The organism is Mesotoga sp. UBA5557 (assembly GCF_002425715.1).
Classification (GTDB): domain Bacteria; phylum Thermotogota; class Thermotogae; order Petrotogales; family Kosmotogaceae; genus Mesotoga.
The window spans coordinates 33536-52902 of the sequence record NZ_DIMV01000064.1 but is presented as its reverse complement, the minus strand read 5'-3'; the positions used below and the strand labels follow the sequence as shown (position 1 = coordinate 52902).

The window sequence follows — 19367 nt, the reverse complement described above, 5'->3', positions numbered from 1 at the left end:
GTCACCTTGTCTAGGAACGAAGAAAAGATTCTCGCTCCAAAACGAAGAATCTCTTTTCTTACTGCAACCCGTACCCGCGACCTCGAGCCTACGAGGCTTATCGAGAACTAACCTCGCTCAAATGAACGACGTTATACGTTCAAGAAACTGACGAAGGAATCAACCAGCCCTGGATCGAACTGCTTCCCAGCACATCTGCGCAGCTCTTCTATTGCCTCTTCAGAGGATACCGGGTGCTTGTACGGCCTTCCGCTTGTCATAACGTCGTAAGCGTCTATTATTGACATCATTCTTGCCAGAAGCGGAATTGATTCGCCAACCAGTCCTCGGGGATACCCTGAGCCGTCCCACCATTCATGATGACTTAAGATCTCATCCGCGATTCCCACCAGCTCTGGCGAAGAGAGGGCTATTCTAAATCCGGCTTCGGGATGGGACTTGATTTTCTTCCATTCTTCAGAGGTCAGACTGCCCGCTTTAGTTAGTATCTCCTCAGGAACTGCTATCTTTCCAATATCGTGCAGAGCACCAAGGAGCAGAAGATTATCGAGTTCGGCTTCAGACAATCCGATGAACTTCCCGAAATCCCTGCTGAGAGTCTTGACCCTTTCCGTATGTTCTTCCGTCTCATAACTCTTGTTAAGCAGACTCTTCTCTAGCACCTTGACCGTTCTGCTTCTCATGGATATGTTGTTCAGGAGTTTGTCTCTATACATTCTTTCTTCAGCGGAGATAAGAGCTTCGCGAAAATCCTGATCAGCATCGAATTTCGTTCCGATTCCAAAGGAGACGCTTATAGGAAGACTGAAGCCCGTTATCCGATTCAAGGCTTTCCTGATTCTGCCAACAAGAGATTCTGCAGACTGCGTATCTGTTTGAGGAAGCAGCATTATAAACTCATCTCCTCCCCATCTGGCGATTATGTCGTCGGATCTCATGGAGGATTTCAGGCAGTCTGCGACAGTCTTCAGTAGTCTATCACCTTCTAGATGACCGAAGGCATCGTTTACGATTTTCAGTCCGTTCACATCTCCCATCACGATGCTTATAGGCATTTGCCGTTCTACATTGAGTCTCTCGACCTCCTCTTCGAAGAATGATCTGTTGTATAAGGAGGTAAGTGGGTCATGGAAGGTGACATAGTGAATCTCCTTATCTGAACGAATTCTATAGATCGCTTCAACTGCATGAGCCATAAGAATCTCGACTAGCTTTACCTCTTCTTGTTTCATTGGAGAGTCATGGTACGAGACGAGAACTCCTATACTCTTCATCGGGACCGCCAAGATCGATTGCTCGCAGTCGGTTATGACTTTGCAGAGTGAACTGTTACTTATAAAGGTAGTATTCCCGTTTTCTATAGAGTCTCTCAAAATGCCGCTCCTGAATAGGTAGCCCTGCATCGATGCCACCTCGCCCTTCGTCTCAAGGGTGACGATTTCCTGATTGTAGAGGAGATAGAGACCGAACATTTCCATCCCGAGGATATTGGCCGACGCATCAATGATCGAGTGGAAGATCGTGTCCTCTTCGTTTGATTTCTCCATCTTCAAAGCGATATCGTGAAGCTTAGAGACCTTCTCCTTTGTTCTTTCCAGCTCGTCTTTCACGAGTTTTTCATCGGTGATATCTCTTACCGCTCCTCGGATGCCTCTTACTCTGGAGGAATCTTTCGAGTAACTTGGCTTCGAGTACTCGCTCACCCATCTAAGCGCGCCGTCTTTCCTTACAATACGATATTCTATTCTCTCTTCATTTCCAGATCTCACGCTTTCAAAATGCCCTTTGTAGCAATCAAGGTCCTCAGGATGAATAACTGATTCCCAGTCCAGTTCTTGAAGGTCGGGTGAATCAAGACTGTGCCCGCTTATCCTTTCAAAGGCTTCGCTTCTCCAGACTTCGTGGTCTTCCCCGTCATTTGAGAAGTCAATTTCGTAGTAGTAATCTGAGATAGTCTCTGACATTGATTTATATCTCTGTACAGATAGGGAGAGCTGAGTCTCAACTGATTTTTCTTCCGCGAGTTTCGCGCTCAAAAATGCCGTCTTCTCTCTTACCTCTTTCCTCAAAGCCCTGTTCCACAGATACTTTCCGACCAGCACCAAGAGCATGATCAGAGCAGCGGGAAGGGCGAATAAAAGGAAACTCTGCCACGGACTGTTACTTGCATTTGCATCAATGGCTCCAAACCATTTGTTGTAAATCTGTCGGTATTCTCCTGTCGAAGAAATTATCGCCAAACCTTCGTTACGTAAAGACAGTAACTCTACATCTCCTTCTTTCACTGCGAAGCAGTATTCTAGCCTTACAAAAGGATCCTCCGACACCAAGATATTCTTTAGAGAAAGTTCCTTAATCAAATACAAACCCTGTATCTTACCGAGTAGTACTGCATCGACCTGTCCCTCATTGAGCATCCGGAGTGCAATTTCGGGATACTCGACTCTCACAATCTCACTTCCAGCTACCTCACTAGAGACAAGCTCGTCCATTAAGTCGCCCTTCTGAACGGCAACTCTCAGTTCCCTGAGATCATTGAGAGAAGAATATTTGCCAGTCTTCCTATTAGAGAAAATAGAGCCATGAAGTATTATGTGCGGATTAGAGAAATCGACAAGTATATCTCTCTCTTCCGAGTAGCACATTCCAAGCAGACCGTCAATTTTGCCGTCCTCCAGAGCGGCTCTTGCGCTCGTCCAGACTCTTAGCTCTATCTCAACGTCAAAATCGAGAGCACTAGATATTGCCCTAAGGACATCGATGTTGAATCCCACCGGAGCTCCGCGGTCATTAGCATATTCAAAAGGTGGATAATCGGTGTCTCCACCAAATTTGTACCTTACTTCAGCAAAGAGGGTAAGAAACAAAAGAATGAAAAAGACGGTTGACAATGATCTTCTCATAGTACTCCCCCGGAAGAAAATAGCCTTCCTCAAGACCAACTATAACATTGCAAAACTGAAAACAAACTCAGATTACAGATAGTTTCTTGAAGGTAGTCGATCATTCGAGCGCACGATATTCCGATCAATTTTGTATATAATTGGGTAGAGGTGATATTATGAGTAGAACTCGTGGAACCATAGATATAGCGCTGATTATTGGAGCAATCGCTATTACTGCAATCGGAATTCTCGCTTATTTATTTCCTACAACCAAAGTACCCGACCCTGGTGGAAAGTACGAAGTCGGACTTAAGATAATTGAGTTGAGCGATGAAACAAGACTCGATCCATTCTCGGATGCAAAAATGTCCAGAAGATTGATAATAGACATCTGGTATCCCTCCGACGATACCTCGGGAAGCAGAAGAAGCCCGTGGTTCAGGAATCACTCGGTTTTTGTGAACAGCCTTGCTGAAAATTACGATCTTCCTCCCATATTGTTTCAACACTTGCGTGCCGTTAAGACCAATTCCTTCTTAGATGCCGTACCTTCTGCTGATGCCAGGAATCTACCAGCGGTGATTCTCTCGCCGGGAACTCCGGCTATCGTACCGCTGTATTTTGCTTTTGCTGAGTATTTGGCGAGCAGAGGTATAGTCGTGATTGGGATTGAGCATCCATACGGAGCATCCGTTGTTGAATTTTCCGATGGTACCCAGTTCCATTTCAATAGAGACAGAGTCATGGAACTCCCCGGAGCCGAGACATTTGAGGAGGGAGTAAGACTTTCGATGAAACTTATGGCAGAGGACTTATCGTTTGTTATCGATAAGCTCGTCGAACTGAACAAAAGCAACCATGTTCTGGCCGGCGTCTTTGATACCGAAAGAGTGATTGCTTTTGGTCATTCAGGTGGGGGAGGAGTTGTTCATTTTGCTTCTCTTTACGATGAAAGAATAAAAGCTCTGTTGACTTTTGATCCCGCACTTTTTGTTATGAACGAGCGGGAGATAAGCAAAGGTATAGAAGTACCAGCGTTGATCATGGAGACCGATGAGTGGAAGGAACGCGAGGAATCAGGAAGAATAGCCGATTTGATTAACTCAAGCAGCGTTCCGCCTTATCATATAATAATCCCTGATGCTAAGCATCCCGATTTTGCGATGCTTGATCAAATCTCACCCCTTGCTAACTTCTTGGATTTTACGGGTGTCTTCATGAAGGATGGCGGAGAGTACTATCTATACAGTGTGATGCATGGCTTCATTGATTATGTGTTTGGAAATAGAAGTAAAGAGGAGTTCTATTCTGATCTTCTGCAAAGGGAAGATGTTAGATTGTTCGAGGGTGTAGATGAAATCCTCAAGCGCTAGACTTGTCTTAGGCATTTAGAAATCGACGTATGAAATCATACAGAGTCGGTGAGCACTAACGGCGACGGTAATTTGCTCAAGCCCAAAAATAACTGACGGGTGCTAAGACTTCTCCTGACAGGATTTGGTTAGGCGACGATAATTCCGCAATAAATGAACTGTCGCATTATATGTCTAGCAGTAGTCCGTCGTGTGCTACTACAACCTTATAGCGGTTGTAGAACTCTTCAAGTTCCTTCTTGGGCGGGTTTGGATAGTGTGAAAAGTGATGGGCGACTACCAGAGTGTTGTCATCTATAATTTTAAACTCCCTCATTCTGTTCTTTGTGGAGATTACTTGCTCTGCAGTGTGGTGATATGGAAAGAGCACTTCTTTCATGAATCCCAAAGTCGAATCAACAACTGCAATATCTATCGGACTATCAATTAGGTCTTTAAGACGGCCGAATGAAGAGTCTTCGATTGGGCCGGTATCGGTCGCATAAAGGAATGATTTCCCACCTTTCTTGAGCAGGAATATAAACGGTTGCTCGTCTTCTTTAACTTTGTGTACTGCAGGCACAGGGATTACGGTACAATCGTTAACCTCGATTTCTTCATAAGGTTCCGCCTGGAGAAGGACGGTTTTCTCGGGGTCAAAGTAGACTGAATTGGAAATGAGAGAGAGGACGGTAGAATTGGCGAGAACGCTCATTCGAGGAAGTCTGTCATAAGAGGCGTTGTATCTGTTCATTCTATAGCCGAAGTTTGGAAGGTACAGATGATCAGAGTGGGAGTGGGTTATTAAGAGAGTTTTTACATCAAAAAGAGAAACCTCTGCCTTCTGAGCCCCAGACATGATATTCGGCCCGAAATCGATGAGCAGATCGTCGTCAACATATACGGAAGCCGTAAGCCTGAAGCTTTCATTTCCTGCCAGCCTCGCCTTTCTGCAGTTTTCACAGTCGCAGAAGACATTTGGATGGCCCTCGTAAGCTGCGGTGCCAAGGAACAGGACTCTCATTTCTCCTCCTCTACAGCGGTACTTTGTGTCCTAGGATGGGATTGCTTTACTACGACAGATAATGAAGCTCAATCTATTCACTTTCTTCCCGAGTCTGTTGAGGATTATCCCCCAATTCTTCATTAATATCGACGTAGATAACCGGTTTTCCTTTGCCAGTGAGTATTGGATAGCTCTGTCAGTGTATTCTATTCTCTTATCGAGCTCATCCACGTAGATGCGGTCGCTTCACTGTTTCCAATCACATCGTTAGCATCGTCAGGATAGGCCCAGTTCCGTGTAGCGGTTCATCGCCTTCAAAGAGCATTCCATAGAAACTCTGTACTCTCTAAGAATCCCATCGACCGATCTTTCGTCTTTCATTGTGCATCTCCCGGATGCAAGCCTTACTGATATTGGATTTTGTTCTTGCCCATTCTCTTTGCCTCGTACATCAATCTGTCTGTCTTCAGCAATAACTCACGAGAGTGTTCCTGGTTCCACTCGGCAACACCGGCACTAAAGGTTATCTTCAATTCTTCTGATGTGTTCACTGACTCAAGTATTCTGGTTGCCGTAGATAAGGCCCCTTCGAGACCGGTTGAAGGCAGTAAGATGACAAATTCCTCTCCGCCGTATCTGAAAACATAGTCGATACTCCTTGTTTTGGAAGCGATAAGTGAAGAAAAGGCCTCAAGTATCTCGTCTCCCTTCTGATGCCCGAAAGTGTCATTGAATTGCTTGAAATCGTCAATGTCAATCATTATTACGGAGAGACTCCCGCCGTACATTTTTGCTCTATTGATTTCGTATTCAAGTACTTCAAACATCTTCTTCTGGTTCATAAGACCGGTCAACGGATCTGTCTCGGTTCTCTCCTTCAAAAGTCGATTTGCCAATTCCAGTTGGTTTTGCACCTCTATTAGTTCTTTGTTCTTCGCAATCATTAACCTGTTAGCTTCGTCAATTTCATGGTTCTTCTCCGTCATCTCCTCTATTTCCTTGAGCTTCTGTACGGTAGCAAAGGTCGCTCCCAGCTTTGCAATCACTCTGGCTTCTTCTTCCCTGAATACCTCGGAATTTAGTCTTGCTATCTCCCTGTATTTTTCCAAAGCTCCATCAACATCTCCCTTTGCCTCCTGGATTTTGGAGACGGCCTTTAGCCTGTGAAGGATGTCCGATTTGTTTCCCTTCGATCTGTGATATTCGAGTGAATGTTCAAGGGCTTCCAGAGCAGAGTCTAGATCTCCCGTCGCCTCGTAATACTCTGCTTCGTAGCGGCATATATCTGCAAGAGAGTAATCATCGCAGTTTTCACTTGCTATCTTACGGGCCTTCCTTAGGAGATCAATTGCTTCGCTCTTTCTTCCGGTATAAAGGAAGATATCGGCAAGATTCATATAGCTATTGGGCAGATCTCCCTTAAGAAAGTTCTTCTCCTTGATTTCAATTGCCTTTTGGATAAACGGCACACCTGAACCGTCCTCCGTGATGTTTTCAATAGCAATTCCCTTGTTATTTAGATACTTGGCAAGTGATAGCTCGTCGTTATTCTTTTTGGCAAGGCAAACCGCCTTCTCAGAATATTCTACTGATGTCTCGAAATCTCCCATTTTCAAGTAGACACCGGAGATGTTGTTGTAGACCATCGACAGTAACTTTTCTTCTCCCAATTCATTGAAGATAGCAATTGCATCGGAAGCATATTCAAGGGCCTTTGAAAACTCACCTGATTGACAACTGATTCTAATCATACCATTGTATGCAAGACCCATCTCGCGACTGGTTAGTCCGCTAAATTTCTCCAGTTCCCTGCTTACGGTCTCAAAGGCGATGAGAGTCTCTCCCGAGCTTGTCAAAGCTTGCTGGAACTTCCTGAGAAGCGCCAGCTTTTCCTCTACACAAGACTCATCTTTTGAAAGATACTCCTCGTAATAATCAGTGTAGCTCTTCTCGTGATCTTTCTGACTCATTTCATCCACCTTTCTCAAATAGCTGCTTCACTTATCTCAAGCCTGCCTTTTCCTTTTGCTTTTGCCTCATAGAGCAATTTGTCCACAATGGAAATGAATTCGTCCGAGGACTCCCCTTTCCACTGCCTTGCACCCGCACTGAAATAGACCTCAATATCAAGCTTCTCCTGAAGGGATCTCTTCATTCTCGAGTAGAATTCCGATGCCTTTTCCACATCTGCGCAAGGTAGGAGGATTAGGAACTCTTCGCCTCCGTATCTGAAGGCAAAGTCGTTCTTTCTGATAGATGACCTTATAGATTCTCCGATGTCGGCAAGAAGTTCATCGCCTTTCAAATGGCCGAAAGAATCATTAACGGACTTGAAATCATCTAGATCAAGCATTATCATAGTCAGGGGAGTTTCGTATCTCTCTGCTCTCGAAATCTCACTGTCCAGCACTGATTTCATCTTCCTTTGATTCAACAGCCCGGTCAATGGGTCGGTTTCCGCCTGCTTTTCCAGAAGCTTATTAATTTCCTCCAGCTTGGCTTTCATTTCCTGGAGTTCGTTGTTTTTCTCCGATATCTCTTCATTGACCGTTCTAAGTCTCTTGTTTTGCTCTGCCAGGTCGTTGATTTCCCTGAGTTTTTCCCTCGCCTCGAATGATGATTCCAGCTGGGCTATCGACCTTGCCTGTTCTTCCTTGAAAATACTCCGGCTCAATTCCGTTATCTGTTTGAACATGTTCAAGGCCTCTTTTGAGTTTCCCATCAACTCATACACTGAAGAGATATCGTTCAATACTCCAAGCAATTCAGTCTTGTTTCCATTTTCTTGATGGTATTCCCTGACTTCCTCAAGCAGGCTGATTGCCGAGGTGAAATCTCCCTCGCCTTTCAAGAAACGGGCTTCGTATTTCATCGTCTCTACAATAACGTGTTGGTCTTCGTTTTCTTCACCCAATGATTTCGCTCTGGACAAAAGCTCTCTGGCATCGGTCTTTCTCCCCGATTCGTAGTACAGCTCGGCAAGATTGAGATAACTATTCAGTAGCTCAGTCTTCATATTGAGCCTTTCCTTTATCTCTATTGCCTCTTCAAAGTATGGAATCCCCGATTCTTCATACTCTCCATTTTCCGTGATAATTGCGATATTGTTTAAACAGCATGCAACGTTAATCTCGTCCCCATTCTCTCTTGCTATCTCCAAAGCTCTGTTCACATTGGCCAGAGCTTTGCCAAAATCATTCATCTTCAAGTAAAGTCCGGACGTGTTTATGAGAACTCTCGTATACAATTCCTTTTCGCCTTTTTCAGCACAGATAGCCTGTGCTCTACGCGAATATTCAACTGCCTGTGAAAATTCACCGACAAGCGCGCTCAGTTTCACCATTGTGTTCAGCAAACCTGCCATTTCCAGAGAATCGAAGTGATCGAACTTCTTGATTTCTCTATCGATTATTTGGTGGGCAGCAAGGGTCTTCCCCTGATCACTGAGGATCGAAACTGCTTCCTTCAAGAAGACCAGCCTCTTGGGGACTTCCTCCTCGGGCAAAGACATGTATTCTCTTAACAATTCAACAACTCTATCTTTCTTTTCTTCCATCTTGTCCCCGCTTTCTGAGAGGGTCTTAGGCTATAAGATATCTTCATAAGAAACCTGAACATATGGCTCGGTTAATGAATCACGAATTTCTTTGTCAATCATCTAGTAGCGATTCCTCACGCTCGCCACTATTCCAATATACCGTGACAACTTCGAAGTTAGAGAGTCTCTTTTCGAGTATCACGGTGATTTCGTCGTCCGTTACTTTCAGTCTGTTGTAATTGGCAATTTCCACCCTGCGACCCTCTTCGAGAATGCGCTTTATTCTCTCCGGTTCAATTCCTCTTTCATCCATTCTTGAAACGGCATGCTGACTAAATGAGATCTCGGTGCTCTCTTGTATGTCCTCTCCATTATCTTCATCTTCCTGACTCATCGACCTTATTAGAGAAGCAGCGACTATCACGGCCAGAATCACAACAAGCAAAAAAAGCATAATCTCCTCCCGAAGCTGTTTCTAGGCCTCTCTCTATCCTCCTATTCTATCCTTATAAGGATGTCATCCATAATATAAGGGTCTTCTTTGCTTCCGCCTCCAAAATGGTAGCTCTTTGGTTCAGGATAGATGTCTCGATATACCGCTTCGATTCCATCGAAGTCCCAAGTAGTTACGTAGATGTTGAACTCCTCAAAACTCTCTGGTCTTCCGACCGTCTCGCCGGGAATCCTGAGAATTACTTCGTTATTCATTCTATTCGTTTGTACCAGTGGAGTGAGGGATATGGGAGTTCCAAACGACTTCGGGCCACTACCTTCAGAAGAATACGCAACTATTGACCAGCCATTTGCGAAGATAAAGTAATCCCAGTCCAGTCCGTCAGGCATAGTCGCGTTTAGGAACGGCAGGTCGGTTGATCCCTTTCTGTTGGGATCATCTACGAATATTTGGAAGGTAACATGGTCAAATCCGTTCTGTGGTCCCCATGAGTCGGTTAGATCTTTGATTCTAATCCCCAGAACCATCGAAGCTCCTATCTGCTTGACTTCAACCTCTAGCAGGTCCATCTGGTTCTTGAAAGTGATGTCTGTAGGATATTTGTACCTGCATTCCGGACCGCAGTCATCTCCTTCGGGATCTGAAATCGAAGCCAGAAGCAATTCCGGAATATCGAGAATCACTCGGTAATCATCGCTGTAGATCGATTCTCTTCTTGTATCACCGTAGACTTTGAATAGAATTGAATGGATTCCCGGGTCAAACTTCGAAATGTCCCATTCGTAAGACCACTCTCCGCTGACTATTTCGATGTCTTCTGCCTCTTCAATTCTCATGTCGAATATTATCCGCGCGGAGGAGGCTCCCGAAGCTGTTCCTGTCACAGTATAAGTTGAGTCGATCCTCTGAAAATCCTCGAGGTTCGCGTTAAACTTGATTTCAGGTGTCTCAACTTCACGAGTTTCTTCGGAAGCGATTCCCACGTAGACGGAGCGTGGGTTCATGGTCATCACGAGTTTCCCGCCTTGTTCGACAGGATAGCTTTTGGAGAGCGAATTGAAAGTGTAAATCGGCTTGATTAACTGACCCACTCCAAGGCCGGTATCCAAATTAGCTAGAATCCTACGTTCTCCCGAAGTATTCATTAAAACAAAGATCTTCTCTTCGTTATGTTCAATGCTGTAGACAAAGATCCCAGGCCCATTGGGGTCGGTTTTTAGCACTTTGACCTCCCCATACCTCAGCGCAGGGTATTCCTGTCGCAGCATTGCGAGTTCGCTTATATATCTGTAGAGCTCAGATTGAGAATCGAAGTGGTCGATTTCACCAGACTCAAAACCTCCGGCGAACATCGCTGCCCTAGTTTCTACAAAGCCTTGCTCAGTGCCGTAATAGATCACCGGGATGCCGGGAATCGTGAAAATGAAGGCCAGAGCCTGTTTAAGATTTGCCAATCCTGACCCTTTCAAGAATCGTTCCATGTCGTGATTATCGATGAAAGTCAATAGCCTGGTTTGATCGAAGTGGCTCTGCCGCGCCTCAAGTCTGTATCCGATATTCGCTGTTGGTTTCCCTTCTTTGAATACACTTCTCAGTTCAATGTTCAGCGGAAAATCCAGCATGGAATTCATTCCTGCTTCGAAAAACTCTTTTATAACCATTTCCCCAGCATCGTCGAAGGGGTCGCTTCTAACCCAGGCCTCGCCAAATGTTATGAATTCAGGTTTGCCGTTCTTCACGGCAGCTTCGTAGATACCTTCTTCACCATTCAGAAACTCGTCCCAGAATTCTAGAGGAACGTAGATTACTGTATCGATCCTCAATCCATCAATATCGGCCTCTTCGATCCAGAAAGTGAAAGAATCCTTAAGTGCTGAGATTACCACAGGATTTTCCGTGTTGAGATCGTCCAGACCGGACATCTGGTAGTTCAGCTTCTGATAAGGGTCATTGAAGTCATAGATATCGGGAGTCCAGTGATAAATACTCTCATCCTTATGATTATTGAAATCGTTTAGTGAGAAGGGGTGCTGTTCGGGAGAAGAGGTCGGGACGCTTTCGGAGTTGAGTTCGAACTGTCCATCTACGAAACGAAAATAGTCACCCACATGATTGGGAACGATATCCTGTATTACCAGCAAGCCCTTATCGTGGGCGGCTTCAACGAGTCTCTTGTAGAGTGCAACGTCACCGAAATGCTCATCAATCATCCTGAAATCTCTGGCCCAGTATCCATGATAACCACCGTAATTCACCCATGGATTCCACCATTGATTGGCCACCGGTGGGGTTATCCAAATTGCCGTTGCGCCCAATCCCTTTATGTAGTCTAGCCTCTCGATTATCCCGGCGAGATCTCCGCCGTTGTATCGCGAGTTGTCGGTACCGGCTTCTCCATATCCCATGTCGTCATTGGATAGATCTCCGTTTGAAAAACGGTCGATCATGATGAAGTAAATGACTTGATCTTCCCATGTTGTTGCTGTAAAGATGCTTCCAGTTAAGAAGACTGAAAGAAGAAGAGCAAGAAGTATCTTTTTCAAACCTCTCACCTCCGGTTTTCTACTAGATCAAAACACTGTCCAGAAACTCTCCCAGGTTCTTCACCCTGAGTCTGTGATCGATGTGTCTGTTGTAAGGCCAATCCATTATGTATGTATTGATTCCGTGATCGAGCAGATTCTCTACGTGATGAGGTGCATCGTCTACTGCATAATCGATGCCAAGAACCTTGCAAAGCTCACCCTTTCTGGAGCTTACAATTACCGATACCGGTTCGCCGATTTTCTTCTGAATCCATCTCTGAGACTGCAGCTGAACACTTCTTCCTTTTGTAGGAAAACGCGAAGTTATGAAGTAGAATTCGTGGCAGCCCTGGGCGACAAGACTACCCAGCCGCTTCAGTTCCTTTGGACTTGCATATGGAGGAAGAAACTCGTAGAAGTTCGGAGTATTTCTAATTCTCTCCCACACCCTTTCTTCCATATCGAGAGTGAGATTGGGCACGCTTTTCCAAAAGTCCCATACCTTGACCTCAACATCCATTGGCACTTCTTCAAACATTTCATTCGCGATCTTCAGGAATGCAAGATTGAAGTTCGATAGGATGTCATCAATATCTATCATTATCTTCACGGTTCACCTCCGTATAGAAGAGTATATATCATATTATTATCTCTCAAGGGGAAGTCTCTTAACTGAATTCTTGTAACTGAATTCTTGAGTGGTCACAATTATGATTGAGCCCGATTTGGTCTCGTCAATTTAAAAAAGCCTGATTCGCCAGGTTTTCCACTGCGAAGTGTTTGTGGGATAATCAGAGTAGGTCTTCTCAAAGGGAGGAAGTAGGATGTTCGAATTGAAAGAAGTCGCATTAATATATGAGACGAAGAAGCAGGCTCTGGCGGCGCTCAAATCGACTGACCTCAAGATAGAGAAGGGAGAAGAAGTTGGGATATTCGGCCCTTCGGGTTCTGGGAAGTCATCGCTTCTCTTCATTATGAGCACACTAAAGGAGCCAAGTCGCGGAGAAGTCAAATACGAAGGCAAGGAGCTTACGGCTCTTACTCCTTCCGCAAAAGCCGAACTTCGGCGCAAAGAGTTCGGCTTTGTGTTTCAAGAACACTTCTTGATAAACCATCTGACTGTCAGGGAGAATATTCTGCTCCCCCTGAAAGAAAAGCGAGGAGCAAGAAAGAGGCTCGAAGAAATCACTACTGCGCTTGGATTGAACCAACTTCTCAAGCGATTCCCGTATGAGCTCTCGCTTGGGCAGAGTCAGAGGGTAGCAGTGGCAAGAGCATTGATAGCCGGTCCGAAGGTTGTTTTCGCCGATGAACCGACCGCTTCCCTGGATAACGAAAATGGTAGCAGGGTAATAGAGCTCTTGAAGTCTTATTGCTCGAAGTCTGGTGCGACTCTGATACTTGTTTCTCATTCGTCTGAGATTATAGGTAATTTCAGAAGAAAACTCAAAGTGGAGAATGGCCAGGTCTATGAGGTTGGTGTGAATGCTTAAATACATGTGGCTATATCTCAGAAGAAGACCGGGCAGAATACTGGTCTTCATATTCGTTGTCGCTCTTGGTGTATCAATGAGCCTTGTAATTAGCTCAATCTTTCTTTCCTTCGGAGAGACGAGAAGCAGGATAGCAAAGATCAATGAGAGCTGGATTACGGTACAGTATCTCTCTGAAAGTGGAAGAGATGAATCGATTGACAATAGTCTTACCGAGATTTTCGAAGACGTATTTGGTCTTTCAGATGTTATCCCGGTAGATATCGCCTATCTCGGCTACAACCTTTTCGGAAGTGCAAGAGCCAATTTCCCTGTTTATGGAATCAAGCAGACGGAGATATCTCGAATGTTGCGGGAGAGCAATGCCTACATCTCAGAAGGGACGGTATTTTCCCCAGGGACAAATGAAATTATTGTCTCCGATTCATTTCTAAGAGCCTCAGGAGTAGATCTGAAAAATGTCTATGAGGAGATCTCCGAAATGTCGAGCGTAGGTCTATATACAGTGGTCGCATCTCTGGAAGGACCATCGGTGTTTGGACTGGGGCCGTCGGGGATTTCGAGGGGCAGGGGATCATTTGGCTTCCTTGTATTCGCTGAGGATGGTTTCCTAATGGCAGTTGAAAACGAGCTGAGATCAAGGATCATCGGAGAAGAGCTTTCAGTTTCGATCGAAGGACCTGTTTCTTCCCGGGAGACCCTTGAAAGGCAGTACGCAACCTACTATTTGGGAGTCTTCTTGACAAATCTCTTTGTCTCTCTGGTCTTCATAATAGCTCTTACAATGCTTAATTCGGTAAGCATTCGTGAAAGAAGGAAGGAGTATGCTATCCTTACTGCCATAGGTCATTCTCCCGCGAGTTTGAAGGTAAGACTCTTTCTGGAGTCGCTTTATCAGGGAATTGCTGGCTGGATCCTTGGCCTCCTTGCAGGTGGAGCCGTTCTTTCACTATTCGAAGATCGCTTTTTCACGCCCAATGGACTTTATATAGGCGACAGCGCCGTCTCATCTATTTGCACGTTATTTATACCGTTCACTACGATTGTTCTATCTCAGATACTTATAGGAAGACATCTGAGAAGAGATCTCGTCGGTCTTCTGAAGAGTTCTGAAGAAAGAGTCGGTCTGCTCAAGAAGAGATTCAGGAATATCGGTTTGCCCTGGCTCCAATTTCCTCTGAGAAGCGATGGTTACAGATCTCTTTTTGTTAACATCATCGCGTTTGCCGCGCTGGTGACTGTTTTTGGTTCACTTCTATCTTCGTTGACGGGCACTGTTCGAGACAGCGGCTGGTTATTCGATCGTCGTTCCTATATTCAGACCTCGGAATTGGAGGAGTTCACGCTTCCCGAAGAAATTTCATTGAAGTCGACGTCTGTCCTTCCTGCCGATCTTCTCGAGCTGGATGTGAAGCTTATGTTCGGCGCTACGAAACTCTTCATTCCAGTTGTGTCTGCTGAGCATTCGAGACTTCTATCGATTCTTGGCGAAAATCCCGTGGCCGGTACGCTATATGTTAGCAAGGGTCTTTTCGACTTGATTGTCAATGGTTCTGTCAGGGGGTTGGATTACTCCTCGATGGAGGTTCTTCCTAATCTAGAAAGTCTCGCTGGTGTCTTAGTGCAAGACAGAATAGAATCTGCCGGTCTCCTGGTATTATACGACGACCGTAATCTTGCAGGTGAAATAAGAAGTTTCGCCTCCGAGGCCGGTCAGGTGGAATTGGTCGACAGGAAGACTTTCGAGTTGAAGATCCGTGCCGAGACGCAGTTCATGGAGTTGATTTCGTCGATAATCATCTATCTTCAGTTAATCGTCGTCATAATAATCGGCCTGGTTACTGTTACAAGGGTGACCTTGGCGAGACGGAGCGAGATATCTATCAGGAACATTTTGGGACAGAGCAGAGACGAGATCGGTCTTCTCTTTTTCGGAGAACTGTCATTAGTGCTTTTCCTAGGCGCAGCAACTGGCTATCTTCTGACAACGATCTGCTGGCAGATTTTTAGATTGGTCTTTCTTCGGGGACTGTACATTTCCTCGATAGTGGTTCCTGAGACGCTTTTCAGAATCTCTGTAATGACCGTTATTGTTTTGCTGGCCGGAGTAATCACGGCAAGATTCTTGATTTCGAAACAAGATCCAATATCAATTATCGAAAGATAGGTGAAGAGATGAGATATAGAGAGCTCGCTTACCCAGGAGACGATTACGAAACGGGGCCTTTGAACAAGATCACCGATCTTGAGGGAATACGAGTCGGGCATTACACTTTGACTGAGGATTCACCGAGATGTCTTCGAACGGGAATAAGCGTCATAAGGATTCCTTACGTATATGAACGGCCCGTCCCGGCAGCTTCCAGCGTCTTCAACGGTTATGGAAAGTCGATGGGTCTTATTCAGATAGAAGAACTCGGGACGATCGAAAGCGATATCTTTCTGACCAACACACTTTCAATTGGAGCCGTACATCAAGGTGCGGTAAGGCTCGCCCTCCAGAGTAATCCTGAATTGTCGTCGCTAAACGTAGTCGTCATGGAGTGCAACGATGGCTTTCTAAATGAAATTCGAGCTCTTGCGATAAAAGAAGAGATGGTTACCGATGCGGTCGGGGACGCGAAAAAGAATTTCCAGCTCGGCAGCTGTGGCGCGGGGACCGGGATGGTTTGCTTTGGTTATAAGGGCGGGATCGGTTCGTCTTCAAGAATCGTCGAGTTCGGAGGCAGGAAATACACCTTGGGGGTTTTCGTTCTTTCAAATTTTGGAAGATCGTCCGACCTTAGAATTCCTTCTCTGGAATTGCGTCCCAAGCTACAGGATCCCGATCGTGAGAAAGGATCGCTCATCATGATCCTGGGAACAGATCTGCCTTTGATGCCACATCAGCTGAAGAGAGTAACGCGCCACATGAATCTTGCTATTGGGCTACTGGGAGCTCCAGGGCACCACGGAAGTGGAGACATTTCACTTGCTTTCACTACATCCAGAGAGTACAGTCTGTCCGAGCAGAGCTTAATGAACGAAGGGAACACGCAGAGCGAAATATTCAGGGCAGCTGTCTGGGCGTGCGCAGAAGCCATAGTCGATTCGATGCTCTGCTCGGGTGCTATGACCGGATTCAAAGGGTCTGTAGACTCTTTAAGAAGCGCGATGCAATCAGACCTCTGATCAAATAGAGTCCTGCCGGTGATTTTGTAGACACTCTAAGAACGATTTGATCGGAGCATCTACTAATTTGGAGACGAAAATGGGCGATTCGAATTCCAGACAGGATTTCAAGGAAGACTCCCGGTCATGTTATGACTGCAGTTCCAGTATCGACACTGCCAGCTACATTGATCTCTTTTCTCTGGCAAGAAACGGCATTCTGCTCTGCGGTGTATCGAAAGGCGGGAGCTGTACCATCCTCAATGCGAATCCCGCCGCGCTCAGAAAAGAACGTCTTTCAAGAGATGAGCTTGTCGCAGAGGAGTTCGAGGGCTATTCCTGGCGCTGCTGATTTCGGAATCATAGATTTGATAAGGGAAGTCAATATCACAGGTGTTCCCCGTCACATTAGTCCGAATCGCCACTCGGATTCGAGAACGGATATCTTGAGAGACATGGCGGTTTACAGACCGAACGAAGGCGTTATTGCAGTCGTTTATGATGATGTCAGCGATTCGGTAAAGGTTTGCACGAAGCTGGAAGAGAGCAAACCAGAGCTTGGCAGATTGGTTTCTAATCTTCCCGGAATCGCTTTCAGATGCAAAAACGACAGAGAGTGGACCATGGAAGTAGTCAGCAGAGGGATCATGGAGCTCACTGGTTACCGGCCAGAGGAGATTATTGGAAACAAGGAACTGCCTTACTCGGATTTGATATACACCGAAGATAGGGAAATGGTGTGGGAACAAATCCAGGAGTCTTTTACAGCAGGCGATCACTACGAGATGGAGTACAGGATAGTGACCAGGTCGGGTCAGCTCAAGTACGTTCTTGAAAGGGGAAAGGTAGTTGCCGGCGAAAGTGGGGGCGAAGTGTTCGTCGAAGGCTTCATCTAAGACGTTACAGATCTTAGGGTAGCGAGAAGAGAGGCCGAGGAGAGTAAGAAAAAACTCGAGGCTACCTTAACAAGCACAATTAATGCGCTTCCCAGAATTGTGGAGATAAGAGATCCCCACACTTCGGGGCATCAGAGAAAAGTGGGGCTTCTTGCAGTCTCGATTTCCAGGAGAATGGGACTTAAGGATAGACTTTGCGAGAACATAAGGACATGCGGTCTTCTCCACGATATCGGGAAACTCTGGATCCCCTCCGAGATTCTAAGCAAGCCTGGGAGACTTAATCATATAGAGTTTGAAATGATCACGGAGCACTCTCGACTTGGATATGAAGTTCTAAAGGAAATTGAGTTTGATTTTCCGATCACGCCGACTACGTGATACAACACCATGAGAGGCTAAACGGTTCTGGATACCCTAACGGGCTGAAAGGAGAGGAGATACTCCTGCCGGCAACAATGATCGCTGTGGCAGATGTCGTCAAAGCAATATCGTCGCACAGACCCTACAGGCCGGCACTTGGAACAGAGGTGGCAATAGAAGAGATCACTTCCGGAGCAGGTACCCTTTACGATCGTTCGGTTACGAGGGCTTGTGTCGATTTGCTGGAAGATGGATTCACTTTCGAGTAGATCATGGAGAGGGTATCGCCTCGATGATATTTCTCTTCATGCCAAGAATGGGTATTCTTCTTCCAGTTACAAGCGCCTGATAGGTCCTTCCGACTTCAAGCATCTTGAAGACCTTTGAAGCAGCATAGAATCCCTGGCTTTCGGCGTTTTGGATCACGAATTCCTCTCCAGTATCTGCCGTCACTCTATAATCGGATTTTCCGGCTTCGGAATTGTCGACTTTCTCGACCACGGTTATTTCGATCATCGTCACGGCCCTGTCGCCCCAGGTAAAAACGAGGTAGAAAGCCAGTGCAACGATAACCGTTCCCAGTAGGACGAATATCTCTCCCGAAAGATTCTTGAGTCTTTTTTTCAAACTAGCCACTCTCCCCGAGTCTGAATTCTAAGTCCTTTCAATTTTCCAAGCCGCCTTCCTCAGCCTGTTCATGATTGCAAGTCCCACACCTGTTTCAGGGAAAGGCTCGGCAATGATCTGAGAGTATTCCATGTTCTCTTTATTTCTCAGTTCTTTGAAGAGGTTCGAGGCAACCTCAAGGAGGTTGTCTCTCGAACCGAGAACGACCTTCTTGACCTGAACGGGATAATAGTCCTTCATCTCTTCAGAACAAAGAACGAGAGACTTCTTTCTTCCAGCCACTATTCCCACCTTTGCGACAATCATTCCGGTCTCTCCTTCGACGAGTATCAATGGAATGTCTGGAGAATAATGTCTGTATTTCAAACCCGGCGACATTGGATCACCAAGATACTCTTTTCTGCCAGAAACAAAATCCGGAACAAGAAGATCTGGAAGGACTCCCTTCAGTTGATCGGGGTCGATCGGGCCCGGTCTCAATAGGGAGGGTCTTCCTCTTGAGAGATCAATAATCGTAGATTCCAGTCCGAAAACCGTCGAACCCGAAAGGATTGTGCAGCATACTCTTTCGTCCATGTCTTCGATCACGTGTTCTTCCATTGTGGGGCTTGGTCTGCCTGAGAGGTTTGCGCTGGGCGCTGCGATAGGAACACCCGAGAGTCGTATCAGTTCTTGGGCCACCCGGTGGGAAGGAAATCTGACGGCCACACTCTTCAGCCCCGCAGTAACGGAGTCAGGTATTTCCTTGCTTTTCTCGAAGATCAGCGTCACCGGCCCTGGCCAGACAAGATCCATTAGAGCCGAAAAACTTTCGACATCTTGTGATACGATTTGTTTCAACATTTCCATGGTAGAAATGTGAACTATCAGTGGATTGTCCTGGGGCCTGCCTTTTGCCTCAAAAATCTTCATGATGGCCGTCTCATCAAAGGTATTCGCGCCCAATCCATAAACAGTCTCCGTAGGAAAAACGACAAGTTCGCCTTTCCTGATTAGTTCTGCAGCCTTCTTCAGAATTGCTTCATCGGGGTTCTCGGAATTCACCCGTAAATAGACAGTATCCATTCTTCCTCCGTCG

Annotated in this window: 17 protein-coding genes; 8 read left to right on the top strand and 9 right to left on the bottom strand. The window is 45.8% G+C overall.

The window, feature by feature from the left end:
- Positions 1–131: 131 nt before the first annotated feature.
- Positions 132–2903: an HD domain-containing phosphohydrolase gene (locus tag B3157_RS08545; RefSeq protein WP_292590107.1), complete on the bottom strand. Its 2772-nt coding sequence runs from the start codon at positions 2901–2903 to the stop codon at positions 132–134.
- Positions 2904–3061: 158 nt separating this feature from the next.
- On the opposite strand from B3157_RS08545, the gene B3157_RS08540 reads away from it, so the two are divergent.
- Positions 3062–4258 (top strand): alpha/beta hydrolase family protein, encoded by a 1197-nt coding sequence (locus B3157_RS08540; RefSeq protein WP_214061425.1) that lies wholly within the window; start codon positions 3062–3064, stop codon positions 4256–4258.
- 166 nt (positions 4259–4424) lie between these two features.
- Here the strand turns inward: B3157_RS08540 and B3157_RS08535 are convergent, their stop codons facing one another.
- The 6 genes from B3157_RS08535 to B3157_RS08510 form a co-directional block, all read right to left on the bottom strand.
- The gene (locus B3157_RS08535) at positions 4425–5261 is read right to left on the bottom strand and encodes an MBL fold metallo-hydrolase (protein ID WP_292590106.1); all 837 of its coding nucleotides are present in this window, start codon (positions 5259–5261) and stop codon (positions 4425–4427) included.
- Positions 5262–5647: 386 nt separating this feature from the next.
- Complete coding sequence (locus tag B3157_RS08530; protein ID WP_292590105.1) at positions 5648–7213, bottom strand: tetratricopeptide repeat-containing diguanylate cyclase; 1566 nt, start codon at positions 7211–7213, stop codon at positions 5648–5650.
- A gap of 14 nt (positions 7214–7227) precedes the next feature.
- Positions 7228–8799, bottom strand: coding sequence for a tetratricopeptide repeat-containing diguanylate cyclase (locus B3157_RS08525; RefSeq protein WP_292590104.1), 1572 nt, complete (start codon positions 8797–8799; stop codon positions 7228–7230).
- A gap of 94 nt (positions 8800–8893) precedes the next feature.
- Positions 8894–9235 carry a DUF4258 domain-containing protein gene (locus B3157_RS08520; RefSeq protein WP_214060304.1) on the bottom strand — a complete coding sequence of 114 codons (342 nt, stop codon included), beginning with the start codon at positions 9233–9235 and terminating at the stop codon, positions 8894–8896.
- A 41-nt stretch (positions 9236–9276) separates the two neighbouring features.
- Complete coding sequence (locus B3157_RS08515) at positions 9277–11787, bottom strand: alpha-amylase family glycosyl hydrolase (protein WP_349680381.1); 2511 nt, start codon at positions 11785–11787, stop codon at positions 9277–9279.
- A 13-nt stretch (positions 11788–11800) separates the two neighbouring features.
- Positions 11801–12361 (bottom strand): 5' nucleotidase, NT5C type, encoded by a 561-nt coding sequence (locus tag B3157_RS08510; RefSeq protein WP_292590136.1) that lies wholly within the window; start codon positions 12359–12361, stop codon positions 11801–11803.
- A gap of 223 nt (positions 12362–12584) precedes the next feature.
- Here B3157_RS08510 and B3157_RS08505 point away from each other — a divergent pair, with 223 nt between their 5' ends.
- The 7 genes from B3157_RS08505 to B3157_RS08475 all read left to right on the top strand — a co-directional run bounded on the left by B3157_RS08505 (position 12585) and on the right by B3157_RS08475 (position 17931).
- Positions 12585–13253, top strand: coding sequence for an ABC transporter ATP-binding protein (locus B3157_RS08505; protein WP_292590102.1), 669 nt, complete (start codon positions 12585–12587; stop codon positions 13251–13253).
- The gene (locus B3157_RS08500; protein ID WP_292590101.1) at positions 13246–15420 is read left to right on the top strand and encodes an ABC transporter permease; all 2175 of its coding nucleotides are present in this window, start codon (positions 13246–13248) and stop codon (positions 15418–15420) included. Before B3157_RS08505 ends, B3157_RS08500 begins: the two co-directional genes overlap by 8 nt.
- Before the next feature lie 8 nt (positions 15421–15428).
- The gene (locus B3157_RS08495; RefSeq protein WP_292590100.1) at positions 15429–16424 is read left to right on the top strand and encodes a P1 family peptidase; all 996 of its coding nucleotides are present in this window, start codon (positions 15429–15431) and stop codon (positions 16422–16424) included.
- Between the two features lie 79 nt (positions 16425–16503).
- On the top strand, positions 16504–16755 hold the full coding sequence (locus B3157_RS08490; RefSeq protein WP_292590099.1) for a hypothetical protein: 252 nt from the start codon (positions 16504–16506) through the stop codon (positions 16753–16755).
- Complete coding sequence (locus tag B3157_RS08485; protein WP_292590098.1) at positions 16715–17299, top strand: PAS domain-containing protein; 585 nt, start codon at positions 16715–16717, stop codon at positions 17297–17299. The genes B3157_RS08490 and B3157_RS08485 overlap by 41 nt, the downstream gene beginning before the upstream one ends.
- A gap of 99 nt (positions 17300–17398) precedes the next feature.
- Complete coding sequence (locus tag B3157_RS08480) at positions 17399–17680, top strand: HD-GYP domain-containing protein (RefSeq protein WP_292590097.1); 282 nt, start codon at positions 17399–17401, stop codon at positions 17678–17680.
- Positions 17677–17931, top strand: coding sequence for an HD-GYP domain-containing protein (locus B3157_RS08475; RefSeq protein ID WP_292590096.1), 255 nt, complete (start codon positions 17677–17679; stop codon positions 17929–17931). Before B3157_RS08480 ends, B3157_RS08475 begins: the two co-directional genes overlap by 4 nt.
- A 1-nt stretch (position 17932) precedes the next feature.
- Here B3157_RS08475 and B3157_RS08470 read toward each other — a convergent pair whose 3' ends face one another.
- Together B3157_RS08470 and B3157_RS08465 are read right to left on the bottom strand one after the other, a co-directional pair.
- Positions 17933–18289, bottom strand: coding sequence for a hypothetical protein (locus B3157_RS08470; protein WP_214060222.1), 357 nt, complete (start codon positions 18287–18289; stop codon positions 17933–17935).
- Between the two features lie 27 nt (positions 18290–18316).
- Positions 18317–19354 carry an L-threonylcarbamoyladenylate synthase gene (locus tag B3157_RS08465; protein ID WP_292590095.1) on the bottom strand — a complete coding sequence of 346 codons (1038 nt, stop codon included), beginning with the start codon at positions 19352–19354 and terminating at the stop codon, positions 18317–18319.
- Positions 19355–19367: the final 13 nt, after the last annotated feature.